At 67.2% G+C, this 20,748-nt stretch carries 18 protein-coding genes; 10 read left to right on the forward strand and 8 right to left on the reverse strand.

Features of this window, described 5'->3' with window-relative positions; all coding sequences use genetic code 11:
* The first annotated feature begins 151 nt into the window (after positions 1–151).
* Positions 152–1,093 (forward strand): DUF1214 domain-containing protein, encoded by a 942-nt coding sequence (locus tag ABDC25_RS08190; protein ID WP_347125765.1) that lies wholly within the window; start codon positions 152–154, stop codon positions 1,091–1,093.
* An 85-nt stretch (positions 1,094–1,178) separates the two neighbouring features.
* On the opposite strand, the gene glnA is transcribed toward ABDC25_RS08190, so the two are convergent.
* On the reverse strand, positions 1,179–2,603 hold the full coding sequence (gene glnA, locus ABDC25_RS08195; RefSeq protein WP_021200702.1) for a type I glutamate--ammonia ligase: 1,425 nt from the start codon (positions 2,601–2,603) through the stop codon (positions 1,179–1,181).
* Between the two features lie 147 nt (positions 2,604–2,750).
* On the opposite strand from glnA, the gene ABDC25_RS08200 reads away from it, so the two are divergent.
* Complete coding sequence (locus ABDC25_RS08200) at positions 2,751–3,179, forward strand: RDD family protein (RefSeq protein ID WP_029260307.1); 429 nt, start codon at positions 2,751–2,753, stop codon at positions 3,177–3,179.
* A 17-nt stretch (positions 3,180–3,196) separates the two neighbouring features.
* On the opposite strand, the gene ABDC25_RS08205 is transcribed toward ABDC25_RS08200, so the two are convergent.
* The gene (locus ABDC25_RS08205) at positions 3,197–3,688 is read right to left on the reverse strand and encodes an ATP-dependent zinc protease (protein WP_029260308.1); all 492 of its coding nucleotides are present in this window, start codon (positions 3,686–3,688) and stop codon (positions 3,197–3,199) included.
* Between the two features lie 20 nt (positions 3,689–3,708).
* Here ABDC25_RS08205 and ABDC25_RS08210 point away from each other — a divergent pair, with 20 nt between their 5' ends.
* Positions 3,709–4,896, forward strand: coding sequence for a RimK family alpha-L-glutamate ligase (locus tag ABDC25_RS08210; protein WP_017830470.1), 1,188 nt, complete (start codon positions 3,709–3,711; stop codon positions 4,894–4,896).
* A gap of 62 nt (positions 4,897–4,958) precedes the next feature.
* Here the strand turns inward: ABDC25_RS08210 and ABDC25_RS08215 are convergent, their stop codons facing one another.
* On the reverse strand, positions 4,959–5,669 hold the full coding sequence (locus ABDC25_RS08215) for a DUF4191 domain-containing protein (RefSeq protein ID WP_021200699.1): 711 nt from the start codon (positions 5,667–5,669) through the stop codon (positions 4,959–4,961).
* 161 nt (positions 5,670–5,830) lie between these two features.
* Here ABDC25_RS08215 and ABDC25_RS08220 point away from each other — a divergent pair, with 161 nt between their 5' ends.
* Complete coding sequence (locus ABDC25_RS08220) at positions 5,831–7,327, forward strand: hypothetical protein (RefSeq protein WP_167254026.1); 1,497 nt, start codon at positions 5,831–5,833, stop codon at positions 7,325–7,327.
* 11 nt (positions 7,328–7,338) lie between these two features.
* On the opposite strand, the gene sucB is transcribed toward ABDC25_RS08220, so the two are convergent.
* From sucB to ABDC25_RS08235, 3 genes are all read right to left on the reverse strand, one after another.
* Positions 7,339–9,138 carry a 2-oxoglutarate dehydrogenase, E2 component, dihydrolipoamide succinyltransferase gene (sucB, locus tag ABDC25_RS08225; protein WP_347125769.1) on the reverse strand — a complete coding sequence of 600 codons (1,800 nt, stop codon included), beginning with the start codon at positions 9,136–9,138 and terminating at the stop codon, positions 7,339–7,341.
* Positions 9,139–9,205: 67 nt separating this feature from the next.
* Complete coding sequence (lpdA, locus tag ABDC25_RS08230) at positions 9,206–10,579, reverse strand: dihydrolipoyl dehydrogenase (protein ID WP_347125771.1); 1,374 nt, start codon at positions 10,577–10,579, stop codon at positions 9,206–9,208.
* A gap of 3 nt (positions 10,580–10,582) precedes the next feature.
* Complete coding sequence (locus ABDC25_RS08235) at positions 10,583–12,055, reverse strand: leucyl aminopeptidase (protein WP_167254030.1); 1,473 nt, start codon at positions 12,053–12,055, stop codon at positions 10,583–10,585.
* A 113-nt stretch (positions 12,056–12,168) separates the two neighbouring features.
* Here ABDC25_RS08235 and ABDC25_RS08240 point away from each other — a divergent pair, with 113 nt between their 5' ends.
* From ABDC25_RS08240 to ABDC25_RS08250, 3 genes are all read left to right on the forward strand, one after another.
* Positions 12,169–13,110, forward strand: a complete 942-nt coding sequence (locus ABDC25_RS08240; protein WP_021200694.1) for a PAC2 family protein — start codon at positions 12,169–12,171, stop codon at positions 13,108–13,110.
* A gap of 168 nt (positions 13,111–13,278) precedes the next feature.
* The gene (locus ABDC25_RS08245; RefSeq protein WP_017830477.1) at positions 13,279–14,517 is read left to right on the forward strand and encodes an RNA polymerase sigma factor; all 1,239 of its coding nucleotides are present in this window, start codon (positions 13,279–13,281) and stop codon (positions 14,515–14,517) included.
* Complete coding sequence (locus tag ABDC25_RS08250; protein ID WP_021200693.1) at positions 14,514–15,209, forward strand: coenzyme F420-0:L-glutamate ligase; 696 nt, start codon at positions 14,514–14,516, stop codon at positions 15,207–15,209. The genes ABDC25_RS08245 and ABDC25_RS08250 overlap by 4 nt, the downstream gene beginning before the upstream one ends.
* Positions 15,210–15,286: 77 nt before the next feature.
* On the opposite strand, the gene ABDC25_RS08255 is transcribed toward ABDC25_RS08250, so the two are convergent.
* Complete coding sequence (locus tag ABDC25_RS08255) at positions 15,287–16,303, reverse strand: sugar-transfer associated ATP-grasp domain-containing protein (RefSeq protein WP_021200692.1); 1,017 nt, start codon at positions 16,301–16,303, stop codon at positions 15,287–15,289.
* A gap of 80 nt (positions 16,304–16,383) precedes the next feature.
* On the opposite strand from ABDC25_RS08255, the gene ABDC25_RS08260 reads away from it, so the two are divergent.
* Positions 16,384–17,088, forward strand: a complete 705-nt coding sequence (locus tag ABDC25_RS08260; protein WP_235045240.1) for an alanine racemase C-terminal domain-containing protein — start codon at positions 16,384–16,386, stop codon at positions 17,086–17,088.
* Entirely contained in the window at positions 17,076–18,125 is a 1,050-nt protein-coding gene (locus tag ABDC25_RS08265) for an alanine racemase (RefSeq protein ID WP_347125774.1), read from the forward strand. The genes ABDC25_RS08260 and ABDC25_RS08265 overlap by 13 nt, the downstream gene beginning before the upstream one ends.
* 59 nt (positions 18,126–18,184) lie before the next feature.
* Here ABDC25_RS08265 and ABDC25_RS08270 read toward each other — a convergent pair whose 3' ends face one another.
* Entirely contained in the window at positions 18,185–18,403 is a 219-nt protein-coding gene (locus ABDC25_RS08270; protein ID WP_021200689.1) for a hypothetical protein, read from the reverse strand.
* A 181-nt stretch (positions 18,404–18,584) separates the two neighbouring features.
* On the opposite strand from ABDC25_RS08270, the gene ABDC25_RS08275 reads away from it, so the two are divergent.
* Positions 18,585–20,705, forward strand: a complete 2,121-nt coding sequence (locus tag ABDC25_RS08275) for a DNA topoisomerase IV subunit B (RefSeq protein ID WP_347125776.1) — start codon at positions 18,585–18,587, stop codon at positions 20,703–20,705.
* Positions 20,706–20,748 lie beyond the last annotated feature (43 nt).

The raw sequence follows: 20,748 nt of genomic DNA on the forward strand, positions 1-20,748 counted from the left end.
TCTCATCCGATGAGGATGACGCGTGCGTCCGGGGAGCGACCGGGCGAACAGAATCGCAACGAGGTCCGCGCTGCCGGACCGTGTCACGGCCGGCCATCCGACCCCGACCCATGCTTCGCGGTGAGTCTGTGCCGCGAGAGAAAGGAATGACATGTCAGCCACGAAGGTGAACGTCCGCAACTTCGCTCGTGCCGAGTCCGACTTGATGTTCTCCCGGCTCGCCGCCGGGAGCACGCTCGGGACCTGGAATCACACGCGAGAGCTGAAGTCGCTCGACGATCAGCCCATCATCCGGCAGAACCGGGACACTCTCTACAGCAGCGCCATCATCGATGTGCGCGAAGGAGTCACGCTCACGCTGCCCGACACGGGTGGCCGTTACATCTCCGCCTTTGTCGTGAATCAGGATCACTACGCGCCGTTCCTGTTACGCGAGCCCGGCGCCCATGCGCTCACACGCGCAGCCGTCGGAACCGACCACGCGGCGGTCCTGGTCCGCATCCTCGTCGACCCGAACGACGCCGAAGACATCGCCGAGGTGAATCGCCTCCAGGACGCTCTTCGTCTCGTGGGCGGCGGATCGGGGGAGTTCCCGCTGCCTGAGTACGACGAGCCGTCGCAGTCGGAGACCCGTGGTGCTCTGCTCACTCTCGGGCGCGGCGTCTCGACTTACGATCGTGCGTTCGGCACGAGGGAGGAAGTGGATCCCGTCATGCACCTGCTGGGCGTCGCCGGCGGATGGGGCGGCCTGCCCGAGTACGAGGCGACCTACATCAGCGTTGACGAGGGCCTGCCGGTCGGGGACTATCGTCTGCGTTTGACGGACGTTCCCGTCGACGCCTTCTGGTCCGTCTCGCTCTACAACGCCGCCGGCTACTTCGAGGAGAACGAGCTCGGGGTGAACAGTATCAACAGCCTGACGGCGACCGCGGACGACGACGGCGGGATCACCATCCACTTCGGTGCGCACCCTGCCGGCCTCACGAACGCGCTGGTCGTCATGCCGGGGTGGAACTACACACTGCGCCTCTACCGACCGCGCCTGTCCGTGCTCGACGGCACGTGGGTCGCGCCCCGGCCCGAAACGATCTGAGTGAGGCCCCGCGCCGCCACCCCCACCGCAGAAGAGCCCGTCCCCGCAGAAGCGGGGACGGGCTCTTCGTGATGCTCCGCGGTCGTCAGACGCCGAAGTACAGCTCGTACTCGAACGGGTGCGGACGCTGCGCCATCGGCAGGATCTCGTTCTCGTACTTGTAGGAGATCCAGGTCTCGATGAGCTCCTTGGTGAACACGCCGCCCTCGAGGAGGAACTGGTGGTCGGCCGCCAGCGCGTCGAGCGAGTCGAGCAGGGAGTTCGGAACCTGCGGGATGTCCTTGGCCTCCTCGGGCGGAAGCTCGTAGAGGTCCTTGTCGACCGGCTCGTGCGGCTCGATGCGGTTCTTGATGCCGTCGAGTCCTGCCATCAGCTGCGCGGCGAAGGCGAGGTACGGGTTGCCGGAGGCGTCGGGGGCACGGAACTCGATGCGCTTTGCCTTGGGGTTCGAGCCCGTGATCGGGATGCGGATCGCGGCGGAGCGGTTTCCGGCCGAGTAGACCAGGTTCACCGGAGCCTCGAAGCCCTTGACCAGGCGGTGGTAGCTGTTCAGGGTCGGGTTGGTGAAGGCGAGCAGGGCCGGCGCGTGCGCCAGGATGCCACCGATGTACCAGCGCGCGATGTCGCTGAGCTGACCGTAGCCGGCCTCGTCGTAGAACAGCGGCTTGCCGTCGCTCCACAGCGACTGGTGGGTGTGCATGCCCGAGCCGTTGTCACCGTAGAGGGGCTTGGGCATGAAGGTCGCGACCTTGCCCCACTCCTCGGCGGTGTTCTTGACGATGTACTTGAACTTGAGGATGTCGTCCGCCGCGTGCACCATCGTGTCGAAGCGGTAGTTGATCTCCTGCTGGCCGCCGGTGCCGACCTCGTGGTGCGAGCGCTCGAGGATGAACCCGGCGTCGATCAGCTTGAGGGTGATGTCATCACGCAGGTCGGCTGTCTTGTCGACCGGGCTGACCGGGAAGTACCCACCCTTGTACGGGGTCTTGTTGCCGAGGTTTCCGCCCTCTTCTTCGCGACCGGTGTTCCAGGCGCCCTCTTCCGAGTCGACGCTGTAGAAGCTGGAGTTGGACGTGACGTTGTAGCGGACGTCGTCGAAGATGTAGAACTCGGCCTCGGGGGCGAAGAAGGCGGTGTCGGCGATGCCGGTCGAGGTCAGGTACTTCTCGGCCTTCTTGGCGACCTGACGCGGGTCCTTCGAGTAGATCTCGCCGGTGCGCGGGTTGTAGATGTCGAACAGCATGACGAGCGTGCTCGCCTCGCGGAACGGGTCGACGTACGCCGTCGTGACGTCGGGGATGAGCTGCATGTCGGACTCGTGGATGCTCGCGAAGCCGCGGATCGACGAGCCGTCGAACAGCTGGCCGTCGGTGAAGAAAGCCTCGTCGACCGTCGATGCAGGAATGTTGAAGTGCTGCTGAACACCCGGGAGATCGGTGAAGCGGATGTCAAGGAACTTGACGTCGTTCTCCTTGATGTAGCTCAGTACCTCGGACGAATCTTTGAACATGTACGACTCCTGTAATGCGGATCGATGGCTTCACGGCCACTCTGCAGAGTACGGACGGGGGATTTCTCTACGGTATCCGCTTTGTTTCGGGCGTGTTACAGGCGCGAGGGCGTCAGAGCGGCATTTCGCGCTCGGTAGGCTGGGGGAGTGACGGATGCTGTGAACACATACCCCGGTGAACGACTCGGACTCCCCGAATCCGGCTCCGGGAGCATCGCCCGTCCCGGACGCCGCATCGGAGCGCTCCTGATCGACTACACCGCGGCGACGATCATCGCGACCGGATTCCTCGGATTCAACCAGTTCGCACTGCCGACGGAAGCCGGCCTGAGCCAGTTCGCTCCGATGCTGGTGTTCGCCGTGTTGCAGATCGTCTTCATCCCGACCGCCGGCGGCAGCCCGGGACACCGTATCCTCGGCATGCGTCTTGCTCGCATGGACGGGAGCTGGGTCGGTCTGTGGCGTCCGATCGTCCGCACGCTTCTGCTCGTGGTCGTCGTGCCTGCGGTGATCTGGGATGCCGATCAGCGCGGTCTCCACGACAAGGCCGTCGGCACGGTTCTGATCCGCACCTGACCTGCGGCGGGCTGCCGTCAGTCTCGCCCGCGGTTGCGCCGACGTGCTTCGCGCGGGGCTCGTCCGCCGAGGAACGAGCGGGCGGGGTCGACCACGTAGCCGCGGCGCAGCGCCTCCCGGCCGATGAGCATCCGGAAGCCCATCTCGTCGCGGTTGCTCAGGGTGACCTCCGCCAGCACCTCGCGGTCCACCAGCCGGATCAGCAGCTCGACCACGAGGCGTTCCTGGGCGTGCCCGGACGAGCTCCGCACCGCACGACGATCATGGATCGGGCATTCGACGACGACCGCGTCCTCCTGGCTGTCCTGCCAGGGCTTGACCTTGAACCGCACCCACGGCTGCTCGTCCTGTTCGAACTCCACGATGTCGAAAGCATGCAGAGACGACGTGCGCGCACCCGTGTCGATCTTGGCCTTCAGCCAGTCCACTCCGAGATCGGGCAGGCTCACCCATTCTCGCCACCCCGTAAGGGTGTTTGAATGGGGGGTAGTCCTACTCACCTGATACATCCTGGCAGGAAAAATCCCCCGTGAAGATCGCAGTGCTCTCCCGCGCGCCGCAGGCGTACTCCACCCAGCGGCTGCGTGCAGCCGCGCTTCAACGCGGACACAACGTCAAGGTGCTCAACACTCTGCGCTTCGCGATCGATCTCACCGCCGAGGAACCGGACCTGCATTACCGGGGTCGCCAGCTCAGCGACTACGACGCGATCCTCCCGCGCATCGGGAACTCGATCACGTACTTCGGCACGGCCGTCGTGCGCCAGTTCGAGCAGATGGACGTCTACACGCCGAACACGGCGAACGGGATCTCGAGCGCACGTGACAAGCTGCGAGCGAACCAGATCCTCTCGCGCCACAACATCGCGATGCCGCCGACCGCGTTCGTGCGCAACCGCGCCGACGTCCGTCCGGCGATCGAACGCGTGGGCGGGGCTCCGGTCGTGATCAAGCTCCTGGAAGGCACACAGGGGATCGGGGTCATCCTCGCCCCTCAGGTGAAGGTCGCCGAGGCCATCATCGAGACCCTGCACTCCACCAAGCAGAACGTGCTCATCCAGAAGTTCATCTCGGAGAGCCGCGGTCGCGACATCCGGGCGCTGGTCGTCGGTGACCGTGTCGTCGCGGCGATGCGACGATCGGCGGCCGGTGACGAGTTCCGATCCAACGTGCACCGTGGCGGATCGGTCGAGGCCATCGAGCTCGATCCGGTCTATGAGCGTGCGGCCGTGCGCTCGGCCCAGATCATGGGCCTGCGTGTGGCCGGTGTCGACATGCTCGAGGGGGACGACGGCCCGCTCGTCATGGAGGTCAACTCCTCACCCGGGCTGCAGGGCATCGAGACGGCCACCAAGCTCGACGTCGCCGGCGCCATCATCGACTACATCGCCGGTCAGGTCGCCTTCCCCGAGATCGACGTGCGTCAGCGTCTCACCGTCTCGACGGGCTATGGCGTCGCCGAGCTGATGGTCCACGGCGCGGTCGACCTCGTCGGGAAGACCCTGGGGGAGGCCGGGCTCTGGGAACGCGACATCACGGTCCTCACGCTGCACCGAGGAGTCAGTGTCATTCCCAACCCGCGCAAGCACGTCGTCCTGGAAGCCGATGACCGGCTGTTTTGCTTCGGCAAGCTCGACGAGATGCGCTCCATGGTTCCTGAGCGTCGTCGTCGGCGCGCCAAAGTCCGCAGGCTGCCGCGACAGCCTCTCTCCGAGTGAAAGAGAGCGCGGCCACCCTCGCAGGAGGATGGCCGCGCTCGGTGCTTCTGAGGTGCGGAGAGTCAACGAGGACGCTGGGAGCGCACCTTGGTCGGGTCGATGCCCTTCGGGATCGGCAGCGATGACAGCGACTGAGAGACGGAGTCCACGCGGCGGATGACGGCGGCCATCGTGGCCTTGTCGATCGCCTTCGGGAGCTTCTTGATCGTCTTCGAGAGATCGGCGATCGCCACCTCGTCGTCGCCGTGACCGACGTAGAGGACGGTGACCGGGACGCCGTGCGCGACACGCTGTGCCTTGCTGCGCTCCTCGTTCACGAGACGCGTCAATCGGCCGCGTGCACCTTCACCGACGATGACGATGCCTCCGCGCCCGATGGTGCGGTACACAGCCTCCTGGGTCTTCGGGTTGATGCCGACGGGAGTCTCGGATGCCTGCCAGCTGCGCCCGAGGCTCGTGCTGAGCACGTGTCCGGTGGCGCCGGGCATGCCGTCGATCTTGCTGTACATGGCGGAGGTCGAGAGGCGCGTCATCAGGAACAGGGCACCGAGGATGCCGAGCATGAGACCGGTGATCCCCCAGAGGACGAGCGTCCAGATCTGGAAGGGCGGGATGAGATAGCCGGCGACGAGGCCGAGCAGCACGCCGCCGATGAGGATGGCAGCCTGCGCCCACGGCAACCAGGAGTATGCCTCACGTGTGAACCGGAAGAGGGACTTGATCTGGGAGAAGAACCCAGGACGCTTTTCGGGTTCAGGAGCACGCTTTGCCATGAGGACCAGCCTACCGAGTCCCGGAGCCTCCTGATGTCGGCGTTCGCGCGAAGCGGAGGGGACCGGCGCCACCACTCCTGCACATCAGAGGATTCGGCGGAATCCGTCGCGATCATCCCCGGGCACCGGGATCGGGCTGAGGTCTGCGCTGTGATGGAGCAATGGAAGACATCGCGATCGACGACGGCCGGGGCGGGCCGCTCGTACCGGGCGCGCATCGCGTGGTGAGAACGCTCGATGCGACGGAGGGGCCCTTCCCCGGCACTCTCGTCACGAACGGGGACGGCGTCGCCGTGAGAGTGGAAGCGGCGGCGCTCGGCGGGTGGGTGGGATGGGGTTTCTCCGGCGCCGAACACATCGCTGCGCCGATCGATGTCGTCCGGCGCCAGGGAGGGCACGACGTGTTGCTTCCGTGGTGCACCGAGCGTGTGAGCAGCTTCCTGGGCCGCCGTTCGGTGGGAGGAGGGGGCATCACGCCGGGCGAAACCACCACTCTCGTCGTCAGTCTCCTGCGGGGACTCGACGAGTTGGGAGAGGGCATCGACGGCATGCGCACCGGGGCATGGTGGCTGACGGATGGCGGGCGACCGGTGTTCGTGCTGGGGGACGGCACGGACGCGAGGGCGGGGACCGTGGAGATCCTGGAACAGCTGGCGGAGCGCAGTTCAGACAAAGTGCTCAGACGCGCGACCGGTGCGATCGAGGAGGCCCTGCGGAAGGTCATCGCCCAGCCGCGTCTGCCCCGCAGGCTCACCGAGGCGTGGGAGCAGTCGATGCTCGACGTCGCCGCGCCGCAGCCGCTCAAACGCGAGATCCATGCTGCGGAACGAGCGCGGGACGTCGCCCGTGCCGTCGTTCCGCACGTCTCTGGCCTTCACGAAGGGGGGCGACGTCTGCGCGCGGACCGGACTCCGAGCAGGGGGTCGCGTCGCGGAAGCCGCGCGCGGGAGGCGATCGGCGATGCGATGCGCTCATCGATCGGCGAGGTTCTTGCGCGTGTGGATCGCATGAGAGGAACGCAGGCTTCGCGAACCGGTCGCCAGAGCGTACGCCGTGGGCGATCCGCTGAGACTGGGAAGCTGCGTCGACGTTCCCTGCTCGTCGCGGGCGCGGCTGCGGCGCTTGTGCTTGCCGGCGGACTGCTGCTGCCGGAGGGAGAAGCGTCGGGTAAGGGCGCTGACCTGTCTGGTGGCAGTGGTCAGGCGCGGGCATCGTCGTCGCCCGACGATGCGTCTCCGGCGGCCTCGCCTTCCGTGATCGGTGCCCCGGAAGAGAGCGAGGACTCAGCCCCCGAGGGCTCAGAGCCCGAGGAGTCGGCCGCGGGCATCGATCCCGTGGCGGCAGCCTCATCGCTCCTCCGCGCGATCGCGGATTGTCGGGCCGCGGGAGACATCTCGTGCGCAGACGCGGTGTCCGGCGACGCCGCGCGAGTGATGAAGGCCCTCGACGGGCTGCCGCCCTCGGCCGCGGAACTGGTGGATGAATACGGCGACGTCGCGGTGGTGCGCCTCGCATCGGCAGGTCGGGAGGGAGGCGCGGAGGGGGAAGAGGGCGGGGAGGAAGACGAGAGTTCGGATCAGACGATCGTCGTGCTCATCCGCACAGGAGAGAAATGGCTGGTCCGCGACGTCTACGACGTCGCGGACCAGCCAGGATGACTCTTCGCCCGTCAGGCGCCGAGCTGAGCGGCGAACTGTGCCGACTCGAGTCGCGCCTTCACGGCGCCCAGGAAGCGGGCGGCGTCTGCACCGTCGATGATGCGGTGGTCATAGGAGAGAGCGAGGTACACGTACGACCGGACAGCGATCGCGTCGGTGCCTCCGACCTTCACGAGACCCGGACGCTTGACGACCGTTCCGGTGCCCAGGATCGCCGACTGCGGCAAGAACACGACCGGCGTGTCGAACAGGGCACCACGCGAACCGGTGTTGGTCAGCGTGAACGTTCCACCGGCCAGCTCGTCGGGCTTCAGCTTGTTGTCGCGGGTCCGTGCCGCAAGATCGGCGATCTCGTGGGCGATCTGGGCGATGTTCTTCGACGCCGCGTCACGCAGTACCGGCGTCAGCAGGCCCCGCTCGGTGTCGACCGCGATCGAGACGTTCTCGCTGGCCGGGTAGACAATGTTCTCACCGTCGACCGTCGCGTTGACGATCGGGAACGCCTGCAGGGCCTCGGCCGTGGCGAGAGCGAAGAACGGCAGGAAGGAGAGCTTGTCGCCCGTCTTCTCGAGGAACGACGCCTTCACGCTGTCGCGGTAGTCGGCGAGGGCCGTGACATCGACCTCGACGACCGTGGTCAGCTGTGCCGTCTGCTGCATCGACTCGACAGCGCGCTTGGCGAGGACCTTGCGCAGACGCGACATCGGCTGGGTCGTCCCACGAAGAGGCGAGACCTCGAGCGGAGCAGGGGCCGCCGCTGCCGCAGCGGGTGCCGACTTCGCGGTCTCCGCAGCCTTCAGCACGTCTTCCTTGCGGATGCGACCGCCCACACCGGTTCCGGTGACGGAAGCCAGATCCACGCCCTGCTGCGACGCCAGTCGGCGTACGAGCGGGGTTACATAGAGGTTGTCGCTCTCGGTGGGGAGCGCGAGCTTCGATGCGGGCTGAGCGGCGGCAGGCGCCGGAGCAGGAGCAGCGGCAGGGGCCGGTGCAGCGGCAGGCGCCGGAGCAGCAGCGGGTGCCGGAGCAGCCGGGGCCGGTGCAGCGGCAGGCGCCGAAGCAGCGGCAGGCGCCGGAGCAGCAGCGGCGGGTGCGGCGGCAGGGGCCGGTGCAGCAGCGGGTGCCGGAGCAGCAGGGGCCTCGGCAGCGGGCGCTGCTCCGGAACCGACACGTGCGAGCACAGCGCCGACCGCGACGGTCTCGTCCTCGCCGGCCACGATCTCCTGCAGTACGCCGGCGACCGGCGACGGGATCTCGGTGTCGACCTTGTCGGTGGAGATCTCCAGAAGGGCCTCGTCGACGGCGATGGTGTCGCCGACCTGCTTCAGCCAGCGGGTGACGGTTCCCTCGGTGACGCTCTCGCCCAGTTCGGGAAGCACGATGTCTGTCGCATCGCCGGCGGGTGCGGCGGGTGCGGCAGGTGCGGACTCAGCGGCGGGCGCCGGTGCTTCTGCGGCGGGGGTCGGAGCCTCTGCAGCCGGGGTCTCTTCGGCAGCGGGAGATGCCTCCGCTGGCGCTTCTTCCGCAGCGGGTGCGGCGGCGGCGGGAGCATCTGCGGCCGGAGCCGCGGCGCTGCCATCGCCGATGCGCGCGAGGAGCGCGCCGACCTCGACGGTCTCGTCCTCGGCCACGAGGATCTCCTCGATCACGCCGCTGACGGGGGAGGGGATCTCGGTGTCGACCTTGTCGGTCGAGATCTCGAGCAGGCCCTCGTCCGCCTGCACGGTGTCTCCCACCTGCTTGAGCCAGCGGGTGACCGTACCCTCTGTGACGCTCTCGCCGAGAGCGGGGAGGACGACGGATGTGCTCATGACTGAGTCTCCTTCAGGAAGTTGTATGACGCTTGTCTAGCTTAGTGACTCGGGCACCGGTTGGTGCTCAGAGGGCGTGCAGGGGCTTGCCGGCCAGGGCGAGGAAGGCCTCGCCGAGTGCCTCGCTCTGGGTCGGGTGCGCGTGGATCAGGGGAGCGATGTCCTCCGGGTGCGCCTCCCAGGCGACGGCGAGCTGCCCCTCGGTGATGAGCTCGCCGACACGGTCGCCGAGCAGGTGCACACCGATGACGGGGCCGTCTTTGAGGCGGACGACCTTCACGAGACCACCCGTTCCGATGATCTCGCTCTTGCCGTTCCCGGCGAGGTTGTACTCGTAGGCGACGATCGCGTCCGCGCCGTGTTCAGTAGCGGCGACTTCCTCGGTAACTCCGACCGACGCGACCTCGGGGCTGGAATAGGTGACCTTGGGGATCTGCAGATCGGGAACGTTGACGGGGGAGAGGCCGGCGATCCGTTCGGCGACGGCGATGCCCTGCTGGAATCCGCGGTGCGCGAGCTGGAGGCCGGGGACGATGTCGCCGACGGCCCAGAGCCCCGGGACCCCGGTGCGCAGGTCTTCGTCGACGATCACGAAGCCGCGGTCCAGAGTGACACCGGCCTCTGCGAAGCCGAGGTCGGCCGTCGCCGGCCCGCGTCCGACGGCGACGAGCAGGTAGTCGGCCGTGAACTCCTTGCCGTCCTCGAGCGTGACCGTGACGGACGAGTCGTCCTGCGTGGCCGTCTGGAAGCGGGTCCCGAGGGAGTACTGGATACCACGGCGGCGGAATGCCCTCTCCAGGCCCTTGCTGAGCGCGATGTCCTCGTTCGGGACGAGGTGCGGCAGCGCTTCGATGATGGTGACCTCGGAGCCGAAGGAGCGCCAGACGCTCGCGAACTCGACGCCGATGACACCACCGCCGAGGATCAGGACGCGGTCGGGGACGACGTCCAGAGCGAGCGCCTGCTCGCTGGTAAGGATCCGTCCGCCGATCTCGAGGCCGGGGAGCGATCGGCTGTACGAACCGGTCGCGAGCACGACGTCTGCACCGACGTAGATGTCATCGCCGACGCTGATGCTGCGGTCTGGATTCAGTCGACCGAGCCCGGTGACGGTGGTGATGCCGCGAGCTTTGACGAGACCTTCGAGACCCTTGAACTTCTTGGCGACGATGCCCTCGCGATACGTGCGGACGCCGACGGGGTCGATGCCTTCCAGGGACGCCGTCACACCGACCGACGCGGCATCGCGCACATGCTCGGCGACCTCGGCCGCATGCAGGAGTGCCTTGGTCGGGATGCAGCCGCGGTGCAGGCAGGTGCCGCCGACCTTGTCCTTCTCGATCAATGCGACGGACTTGCCGAGCTCACTCGCGCGCAATGCAGCGGCATAGCCGCCGCTTCCGCCGCCCAGGACGACGATGTCGAAGGTGTGGGTTGTCATATGTCATGCCTCCGTGTGGGATGCTTCGGCGAAGGCGACGATCGATCGGACCATCGCCCCTGTGGGGCCCTTCTCGGTGAAGCCGTACGGGGCGCCGGCGTGTTCGCCGGAGCCCGCGATGTCGAGGTGCACCCAGGGGATGCGCGGGGCGTCCTCGGCCTCCGACGTGCGCCCGACGAACCGGCGCAGGAACAGGCCGGCATAGGAGGCACCGCCCATCCGGTCGCCCATGTTGGCGTTCTGGAGATCGGCGATGGGGGACTCGAGCGACTCCTCCATGTACTCCGGCAGCGGCATGTGCCAGGCCGGTTCGTCGACCTGTGCGGTCGCGGAGATGAACGCGGAGACCGTCTCGACGTCGCCGAAGACACCGGTGTGCCGGTGGCCGAGCGCGGCGACGATGGCACCCGTGAGGGTCGCCACGTCGATGATGACGTCGGGATTCTCTCGGCTCGCGGCGACCAGACCGTCCGCCAGGACGAGGCGGCCCTCAGCGTCGGTGTTCTGCACCTCCACCGTGGTGCCGTCGAGGATGCGGATGACGTCGCCGGGGCGCAGAGCGCGGCCCGAGGGCATGTTGTCGGTGATGCAGAGCCAGGCCGTCACGTGGACAGGGAGCCCGAGAGTCGCGATCGCGCGGATCGCGGCGAGAGATGTCGCTGCTCCGGCCATGTCGAACTTCATGCCGACCATCGATGCGGCGGGCTTCAGCGACAGCCCGCCGGTGTCGAAGGTGATGCCCTTGCCGACCAGCGCGATGTGTCGCGATGCGTCGGCGGGGGAGTAGTCGAGGCGGACCAGGCGCGGGGGGCGGTCGGAGCCCTGCCCCACGCCGAGGATGCCCCCGAAGCCCTGATCGGCGAGGTCTTTCTCGTCGAGGATCTCGACCGTGACGTCGAGGTCGGCGACGCTGTCGGCAGCGCTCTGGGCGAGCTGGGCAGGGCTCTGCCACTCGGCGGGAACGTTCACGAGGTCCTTGACGAGGGCGACGGCGTCGCCGAGGACCTGAGCATGCTCGGCGTCCTCGTCGTCGAGGGCGGCGTGCAGGGTGATCGTGGTGGCGCGAGCCTTGCCCTTCTCCGTGCGGTACCCGTCGAATTTGTGTCCGCCGAGCACGGCGCCTTCTGCTGCCGGCACGGCGAAGGACTCCAGGCCGTCGGCGAGGGCGATGGCGACGTGCTCGAAACCGGCGAGGGTGCGCAGCGCTGTCCCGGTCGCATTGCGCACCGCAGCGGGATCGGGCGCGTTGCCGACGCCGACGACGGCCAGCGGCAACGACGTCACCTCCGGGGCGTACACGCGTGCGAACGATCCAGCGGAGCCGGTGAAGCCGATACCGGCCAACGCATCGGCGAGGCCGGGATAACCGGCCAGTGAATCCGCCGAATCAGGGAGAGCGGCGACGACGAGCACTGCGGCATCTGCAGCGCTTCCGGGGAACTGAGCGGTGGTGTGCGAGAGCACGGGAAGCGTCATGCCTCCATCCTAGGATCTCTGTCGCAGCATGGTCGCGCGCCCTCGTGGCGCGTGTTCGCTCTCAGCATGATGCTCCGCGCCCCGGCCCCCAGCCCTGCTCGTAGCATGGACACATGCCCTTCTCCGGTGAGATCCACGAACGCGTCGCGAATGCGCCGACAGTGCCGCACGGCCTGCCCCTGGTGCTCCTTCTCACCGGTTTCACCGACGCGGGCAGCGCGGTGTCCGGCCTGATCGACCACCTGAGGGAGACCGCGTCGCCGGAAACCGTCGTGGTGTTCGACAACGATGCGCTGCTGGACTATCGCGCCCGTCGACCGGTGATCGCCTTCGACCAGGACCATCTCACCGAATTCCGGCCGCCGCGTCTCGAGCTGTCGCTTGCGACGGACGCGCTCGGTCGTCCCTTCCTGCTCCTCGCCGGGTACGAGCCCGACTTCGCGTGGAACCGCTTCGCGAGCACCGTCCTCGCCCTGGCGGCGGAGTTCGAGGTGTCGGGACTGCACTGGGTGCATTCGATCGCCATGCCTGTTCCGCACACACGTCCGATCGGTACAACCGTGAGCGGCAATCGCCGTGAGCTCACGGTCGCGCACTCCGTCTGGCGTCCGCGCACCCAGGTGCCGGCGACCGCCGGTCACCTCCTCGAGTTCCGGTTCGTCGAGCGCGGCGACCCCGCCGTCGGATTCGTGCTCCTCGTGCCGCACTACCTCGCCGAGACCGAGAATCCAGAAGCGGTGATCGCCGCGGCAGAGAGGCTGATGGCCTCGACCGGTCTGGTGCTGATGCTGGACGCCGTTCAGGAGCGCCGCGAGGACTACCTGGCGCGCGTCGACGAGCAGGTCGCCGGGAACGATGAGCTGCAGCAGATGGTGCACAACCTCGAGCGCCGATATGACGCGTACATGGCGGGACGCAATCCCGATGACGATTCGTACGACGAGGGCGGGTTCAGTGAGCGGGACCTTCCCAGCGCCGACGAGCTCGCTGCGGAACTGGAGCGCTACCTGGCGTCGCGTCCGTCGGGCGACGAGGACAAGCCCGGTCGCAACTGACACGGATCCGCGAGAACTTCGTCGTAATGCATCCGCATCGCCACACGTGTGCGATACTAGGACTCTGACCCGTTGTCAATCAGTGTTTTCGAGCGCTGGACTTGACAAGGGTCTTACTAGTGTCCGAAATGTCCCGGGGCTACACAGCAGCTCCGTGAAAGGCGAAACGTGACTCCTGCCACGACGAAGAACACCCGGACGAAGAAGGCTGCCGAAGAGACGACCGCCGACGCTCCGGTCGAGGCCGATGCGCCCGAGAAGCCCGCGCCCCTGAGCGCGGCGAAGCGTGCTGCCGCGAAGCGCGCCCCCGTCAAGAAGAAGAAGTCCGAGGACGTCGTCGAAGAAGACGAGGCCCCCGCCGCTGCTGCGGTCGAGGACGACGAGGACGAGGACGCGAAGCCGAAGTTCACCGAGCCGCTGCCGACCGGCGCGATCGTCATCTCGTCGAACGACGATGAAGACGTTCCCGTCTACTCGACGCAGATCACCGGTGCGACTGCCGACCCTGTCAAGGACTACCTGAAGCAGATCGGAAAGGTCGCGCTCCTGAACGCGGCCGAAGAGGTCGAGCTCGCTATGCGCATCGAGGCGGGTCTGTTCGCCGAGGAGAAGTTGTCGGCGATGACCGCGGCCGAGAAGACGAGCCAGCTCGGACTCGACCTGCAGTGGGTCGCCCGCGACGGACAGCGTGCCAAGAGCCACCTGCTCGGCGCGAACCTCCGACTCGTCGTCTCGCTCGCCAAGCGCTACACGGGCCGCGGCATGCAGTTCCTGGACCTGATCCAGGAGGGCAACCTCGGCCTCATCCGCGCGGTCGAGAAGTTCGACTACACCAAGGGCTTCAAGTTCTCGACGTACGCCACGTGGTGGATCCGCCAGGCGATCACCCGTGCGATGGCCGACCAGGCCCGCACGATCCGCATCCCGGTGCACATGGTCGAGGTCATCAACAAGCTCGCGCGAGTGCAGCGTCAGATGCTGCAGGATCTCGGCCGCGAACCCACGCCGGAAGAGCTCAGCCGTGAGCTCGACATGACGCCCGAGAAGGTCGTCGAGGTGCAGAAGTACGGCCGCGAGCCGATCTCGCTGCACACGCCGCTGGGTGAAGACGGCGACAGCGAGTTCGGCGACCTGATCGAGGACACCGAGGCCGTGGTTCCGGCCGACGCGGTGGGCTTCACCATGCTGCAGCGTCAGCTGGAGCAGCTGCTCGACTCGCTCTCCGAGCGCGAAGCCGGCGTGATCCGGATGCGCTTCGGCCTGGGCGACGGTCAGCCGAAGACTCTCGACCAGATCGGCGACACCTTCGGCGTGACGCGTGAGCGCATCCGTCAGATCGAGTCGAAGACCATGGCGAAGCTCCGGCACCCGAGCCGTTCGCAGTCCCTGCGGGACTACCTCGAATGAGCCAGGCGAACGACGGCAAGGCGCTCGAGGCGAGCGTCGACGGCAAGAGCTATGCGCGTATCCCGCTGCGTACCCGTGTGGTCATGCCCGAGGACGACCTCGATGCGATCATCACGGAGTACGCCAAGGACGCCGTGCAGCCGGGCGACCTGCTGTTCGTGACCGAGAAGATCGTGGCGATCACCCAGGGGCGGTCGTACCGTCTCGACGAGATCAAGCCGCGCAAGCTCGCCCTGTTCCTCTCCAAGTACGTCACCCGCACGCCGTACGGCATCGGGCTCGGCATGCCGGAGACGATGGAGATGGCGCTGCGGGAATGCGGCACTCCGCGGATCCTGTTCGCGTCGGCCGTGGCAGCGGTCACCAAGGCGTTCGGTCGTCGTGGTGACTTCTACCGCATCGCGGGTGACAAGGCGCGGGCCATCGACGGTCCCACCAAGCACACCATCCCTCCGTACAACGAGGCTGTCGTGCTCGGACCGAAGGATCCCGACGGCGTGGCCGCGCGGCTGAAGGCACTGATCGGTGGCCAGGCAGAAGTGGCAGTGGTCGATATCAACGACCTCGGCGGCAACATCCTCGGGTCGACGCTCGACAAGGACGGCGAGCGTCGTCTGGTCAAGATCCTCGGGGACAACCCGCTCGGACAGGGGCTCGAGTCCACACCGCTCGGCATCGTCCGCGCAGTCTGACCTCTGTCATCTGATCCGCTCAGAACGACGACGAAGGCCCCGGATGCTCGGCATCCGGGGCCTTCGTCATCTCTGTCTCAGAAACCGATGACTTCGCGGTACCGAGGTTTGTGGCCCGTGCGGATACCGGTGACGCTGGGCTTGTTCTCGTAGACTCCGGCGCCCCAGTTGCCCTCGACGAGGACGGGACCGTCCGGGGAGACGACGATGTCCCAACCGACGTACTGCACCTGGGGCACGACGCGGGCGACCTCGTCGATGAACGCGCGCACCTCGTCCATGTAGGGCAGCTGGAAGTCGGCGATGCGGAAACCCGAGTCCGGGTGCGTCTCGTGCACGTGCCCGTGCGAGTCGTACCCGGCACCGACGGCATGACCGTTCTCGTCGAGCATCGTGTAGAAGCCGCCGAAGGTCATCTGATCGCTCACCGCACCGCGACCGAACTTCTGGGCCATGGCGAGGATGTGCGCCTTCTCACCATCGAAGAACGCCGTGATGCGGGTGGTGTTCACCGTGCCGGGGCACACGGCCGCAAGCGCGTCGTGCTGGCGGATCACCTCTTCGATCAGCAGCTCGCCTCGAGCGAGGAGCCCCTGGTGGAACTCGTTCCAGTCGGTGATGTCGGCGGCGTGATAGCGATGCACTCCGGTTCCGGCCTGTCCCACAGGTTCCTTCGTGACGATCGTGCCGAGTCGCTGTGTGAACTCGCGCACCGCGTCGGCGTTGCCCTGGTCGACGACCATCCATTCGCGGTGCAGGTGGTCGGAGAACTGCTTGTCGAACTCGACCTTGTCCTGGAAGATCCAGCGGTAGTCAGGGTGGTCATACCGCTGCGAGAGCTGGTTCGAGACGGGATGCGTCATGTAGGTGTCGCGCTCGGCCTTCGTCAGCATCGCGAAGTCGTAGTCGATGTAGTCCTGGAACCCGACGTTGTGGCGCGCGGCCGACCAGAGCATGTCCACGACGATGGCGGGGACGGCCTTGTGATGCTGAGCGGATGCCTCCTTGGCGCGTTCCACCACCGATCCGACGTCGATGCGGCGGGCACGTCCCATCAGATAGCGGATGCGGGGCGCGAGGGAAAGACGAGACATGAGGCTCCAGGGTCGGGGTCCCCACCAGTCTACGGGGGCCGGGACGGCCGACCTGAGAGCCGGAAGCTAGGGTGGAAGACGTGTGTGAGACGACTTCCAGCGCCCTGCCGCGTGCGATGATCTCCCGTTCGGCCCTGGCCGCGGGCGCCTTTGCTGCCGTGTCGGCAGGCGGCCGAGTCGCCGATCTACGGCGTGACGCCTGGGGTCATGGTGTTCTCGCCGTCGCGCAGCTCGTGACGGCCGCAGGAGCCGAGCGAGTGCTCGTCGACGCCCGCGGAGAGGTGGAGGCGTTGCAGCTCGAGGGAATCGACGGCGCCACGACGGGTGAGCCGGACATCGACGCGACGCTCCTCTACGGTCTTCCTGATGCGACCGGACGCACGAGGACGCGACCGGTGATGCGGCTGACGGGTCGCGTCCTCTCCACCAAGGGGCTCCGGCCGGGAGACGCCGTCTCCTACGGTTACACCTACCGCGCCTCGCGTGAGACCACGGTGGCGCTGGTGACCGGTGGGTACGCCCAAGGCATCGTGCGCGCGCTCGGAAACCATGCCGAGGTCGAGATCGACGGCGCAGCTCGCCCCATCGTCGGCCGTGTCGCCATGGACGTCTGCGTCGTCGACCTCCAAGGCGCGGATGCCGAGGCGGGCGCGGAGGTCACGTACTTCGGCGGCGAGGGTCAGGCGGGATCCGCCATCGCGCACTGGGCCGCCGTCACCGGAATGAGCCCGGCGGAACTCGTCACCGTCGCCGGCGCACATGCCGTGCGGGGGTGGGAGGCTTGAGCCGTCCGGAGCTGCGCCTGAGCAGCAGCACGTTCCGGGCGAACATCGACGCGGTACGCGCCCGAGTGGCGCCGTCGACGTTGATGCTCGTGCTCAAGGACGACGCGTACGGCCACGGACTCTCGTGGGCCGTCGAGTCCGCGGCCGACGCGGGCGTCACGTGGTTCGGCAGCTATGACATCCGTACCGGGTTGACCGTGCGCAGGATCGCCGGCGGCGACGCCAGGATCTTCGCGTGGGTGACGTCGACGGACGCCGAGATCGACGACGCCCTCATGCAGAGGCTCGACCTCGGCGTCGGCACGAGCGACTACCTTCGGCGGATCATCACGCGCGCAGAGGCGCTCGGCACGCCCGCGCGCGTGCACCTGAAGATCGACACCGGCCTTCATCGCAATGGCATCCTGCCCGACGACTGGGCTGCGGCCGTCGCTGTCGCGCGCGACGCCGAGCGCGCAGGACTCCTGGAGTTCGAGGGGGTGTGGAGCCATATCGCCGAGGCGAGCGACGCGGACGACGACGTCGCACAATCGGTGTTCCTCGAAGCGGTCCGTACCGTGGCGGATTCGGGGACGACCCCTGCCGCGCTTCACCTGACCGCGTCGGCGGCGTCCTGGTGGCGCCCCGAACTGCGCGGAACGGTCTCGCGCATCGGAGCCTTCTGTTATGGCATCCGATCCGCAGACGGACCGGAACTGGAAGGCATCCTCCCGGCTGCGAGCCTCGTCGCGCCCGTCATCAGCGTCCAGCGGGACGACGTGACCATCGGCATCGGCAGTTTCGACGGATTCCCTTCGACACTGGCCGGAAGTCGCGTCGGCACATCTGCCGGAACGCGCACCCTCACGTCGGTGGGACATACGACGTCGACTGTCGAAGGCTGGGCAGGAGCGAGAGCGGGGGATCAGGTCGTGGTCTTCGGCGCCGGGACGCACGGAGAGACGTCGGCGACGACTCTCGCTGAGCGTATCGATACCGTGGGAGAAGAGATCCTCACCCGGCTCACATCACGTGTGCGGAGAGTCGTCGCCGATTGATTCGTGTGCGCTGACCGCAGCCGACTGACCGGGACCAGTCGACGTGCGTCAGGATGCGATCAGACCGTCTCGACGAGGCGGGCGGTCTCGTCGTGCCAGCTGGTCGCGATGCTGCGGAGCTTCTCTTCGTACTTGCGGCCGTGGTGGGCGCAGAACAGGAGCTCGGATCCGTTGACCTCAGCGGCGATGTACGCCTGAGCGCCGCATGAATCACAGCGATCCATGGCGGTCAGGCGGAACTCGACGGTGGAGGTGTCACGTTCGGTCGTTGCGTTCATCTCGGTGCCTCCTCGGGTGTCGGCTTCGCTGGGGGATTTGGTCAATACAACCACGCCCCACCTGTGCGCATGCCCGGTTTGCGGCGTGTTTCGCTCAGCGCGTACGCGACGCCCGTCGAGTGGCCCTCCGCGGGGAGTGTCTGCGGAGCCGGAACGACTCGCGAGATTAGACTCGGAGATTGTGAATGCCGAGTACTCCGCCCATCATCTCCAGGTGCTTGAAGGCCTCGAGGCCGTCCGCAAGCGCCCAGGGATGTACATCGGGTCGAACGGGTCGCCCGGACTCATGCACTGCCTCTGGGAGATCATCGACAACTCCGTCGACGAGGCGGTGGCCGGCAACGGCACGAAGATCGACATCATCCTGCATGCCGACGGCAGTGTCGAGGTCCACGACCGTGGCCGCGGCATCCCGGTGGACGTCGAACCGCGCACCGGTCTGACCGGCGTCGAGGTGGTCTATACCAAACTGCACGCCGGTGGGAAGTTCGGCGGCGGGTCGTACGCGGCATCCGGTGGTCTGCATGGTGTCGGCGCCTCCGTGGTGAACGCGCTCTCCGAGCGCCTGGACGTCGAGGTCGATCGCGGCGGCAAGACCTACGCCATGTCGTTCCATCGTGGCGAACCGGGGGTCTTCGCAGACTCCGGAGAGAAGCGTCCCGACGCGCCGTTCACTCCCTTCCAGGAGAAGAGCGAGCTCCGTGTCATCGGCAAGGCGCCCCGCGACGTGACCGGTACGCGGGTTCGCTACTGGGCCGATCGGCAGATCTTCACCAAGGACGCGGCCTTCCAGCTCTCCGAGCTCGAGACCCGCGCCCGACAGACGGCGTTCCTCGTCCCGGGCCTCGAGATCGAGGTCGCCGACAAGCGGACGAATCGTCCGGATGCTCCCGAGCTCGGCTCCGAGGATGCGGATGCCACCGGGACGGTGACGTCCTACCTCTATGAGGGCGGGATCTCGGAGTTCGTCGACTACCTCGCGGTCGATCCGCCGGTGACCGACAACTGGCGCATCCAGGGGGAGGGGACGTTCAAGGAGACCGTTCCCGTTCTGCAGGCCGACGGGCACATGGTCGCTACCGAGGTGGAGCGCGTGTGCGCCGTCGACATCGCGCTGCGGTGGGGCACCGGTTACGACACGCGCGTGCGGTCGTTCGTCAACATCATCGCGACGCCCAAGGGCGGAACCCATCAGCAGGGCTTCGAGCAAGAACTCCTCAAGGTTCTCCGCACCCAGGTCGAGCAGAACGCGCGTCGTCTCAAGGTCGGCAACGACAAGCTCGAGAAGGACGACGTCCTCGCGGGCCTCACAGCGGTGCTCACGGTGAACGTGCCCGAGCCGCAGTTCGAGGGGCAGACGAAGGAGATCCTCGGCACTCCGGCCGTCCGGCAGATCGTCGCCCAGGTGATCCGCAAGGACCTGGCCCAGCGATTCAGCTCGACCAAGCGCGACGACAAGAACCAGGCGTCGCAGCTGCTCGACAAGATCGTCTCGGAGATGAAGGCGCGCGTGTCGGCACGTGCGCACAAGGAGACGCAGCGCCGCAAGAACGCACTGGAGTCGTCGACCCTTCCGACGAAGCTCGTCGACTGCCGCACGAACGATGTCGAACGCAGCGAGCTCTTCATCGTCGAGGGAGACTCGGCGCTCGGCACCGCCAAGAACGCGCGCAACAGCGAGTTCCAGGCGCTGCTGCCGATTCGGGGAAAGATCCTCAACGTGCAGAAGGCGTCGGTCGGCGACATGTTGTCGAATGCGGAGTGCGCGTCGATCATCCAGGTGATCGGTGCAGGCTCCGGCCGGACCTTCGACATCGATGCGGCTCGCTACGGCAAGATCATCCTGATGAGCGATGCCGATGTCGACGGCGCCCACATCCGCACCCTCCTGCTCACCCTGTTCTTCCGCTACATGCGGCCGCTGATCGAGCACGGCCGCGTGTTCGCCGCCGTCCCGCCGCTGCACAGGATCATCGTGATGAACCCGGGCTCGAAGCCGAACGAGACGATCTACACCTACAGCGAGCAGGAGATGCACACGCTGCTGGCGAAGCTCCGCAAGGCGGGCAAGCGCTGGCACGAGCCGATCCAGCGGTACAAGGGCTTGGGTGAGATGGACGCAGAACAGCTGGCGAACACCACGATGGACCGTTCCGGACGGCTGCTGCGTCGCGTGCGCATGGAGGATGCGGAGGCCGCGGGCCGCGTGTTCGAGCTCCTGATGGGCAACGAGGTCGCCCCGCGCCGCGAGTTCATCATCGACTCCTCCGACCGGCTGTCGCGCGAGTCGATCGACGCCTGAGCCCCGGAGACACGGAAGAAGCCGGCACGGGTCATCCCTTGCC

Origin of the sequence: Microbacterium sp. SY138, assembly GCF_039729145.1 — a bacterium.
In the GTDB taxonomy this organism is placed as follows: domain Bacteria; phylum Actinomycetota; class Actinomycetes; order Actinomycetales; family Microbacteriaceae; genus Microbacterium; species Microbacterium maritypicum_A.

Bases quoted from the DNA above. Each gene is read 5' to 3' on its own strand.
- ABDC25_RS08190 (WP_347125765.1), top strand. From the start codon at position 152: ATGTCAGCCACGAAGGTGAACGTCCGCAACTTCGCTCGTGCCGAGTCC.
- glnA (WP_021200702.1), bottom strand. From the start codon at position 2,603: ATGTTCAAAGATTCGTCCGAGGTACTGAGCTACATCAAGGAGAACGAC.
- ABDC25_RS08205 (WP_029260308.1), bottom strand. From the start codon at position 3,688: ATGTATCAGGTGAGTAGGACTACCCCCCATTCAAACACCCTTACGGGG.
- ABDC25_RS08215 (WP_021200699.1), bottom strand. From the start codon at position 5,669: ATGGCAAAGCGTGCTCCTGAACCCGAAAAGCGTCCTGGGTTCTTCTCC.
- ABDC25_RS08220 (WP_167254026.1), top strand. From the start codon at position 5,831: ATGGAAGACATCGCGATCGACGACGGCCGGGGCGGGCCGCTCGTACCG.
- sucB (WP_347125769.1), bottom strand. From the start codon at position 9,138: ATGAGCACATCCGTCGTCCTCCCCGCTCTCGGCGAGAGCGTCACAGAG.
- lpdA (WP_347125771.1), bottom strand. From the start codon at position 10,579: ATGACAACCCACACCTTCGACATCGTCGTCCTGGGCGGCGGAAGCGGC.
- ABDC25_RS08235 (WP_167254030.1), bottom strand. From the start codon at position 12,055: ATGACGCTTCCCGTGCTCTCGCACACCACCGCTCAGTTCCCCGGAAGC.
- ABDC25_RS08240 (WP_021200694.1), top strand. From the start codon at position 12,169: ATGCCCTTCTCCGGTGAGATCCACGAACGCGTCGCGAATGCGCCGACA.
- ABDC25_RS08250 (WP_021200693.1), top strand. From the start codon at position 14,514: ATGAGCCAGGCGAACGACGGCAAGGCGCTCGAGGCGAGCGTCGACGGC.
- ABDC25_RS08255 (WP_021200692.1), bottom strand. From the start codon at position 16,303: ATGTCTCGTCTTTCCCTCGCGCCCCGCATCCGCTATCTGATGGGACGT.
- ABDC25_RS08270 (WP_021200689.1), bottom strand. From the start codon at position 18,403: ATGAACGCAACGACCGAACGTGACACCTCCACCGTCGAGTTCCGCCTG.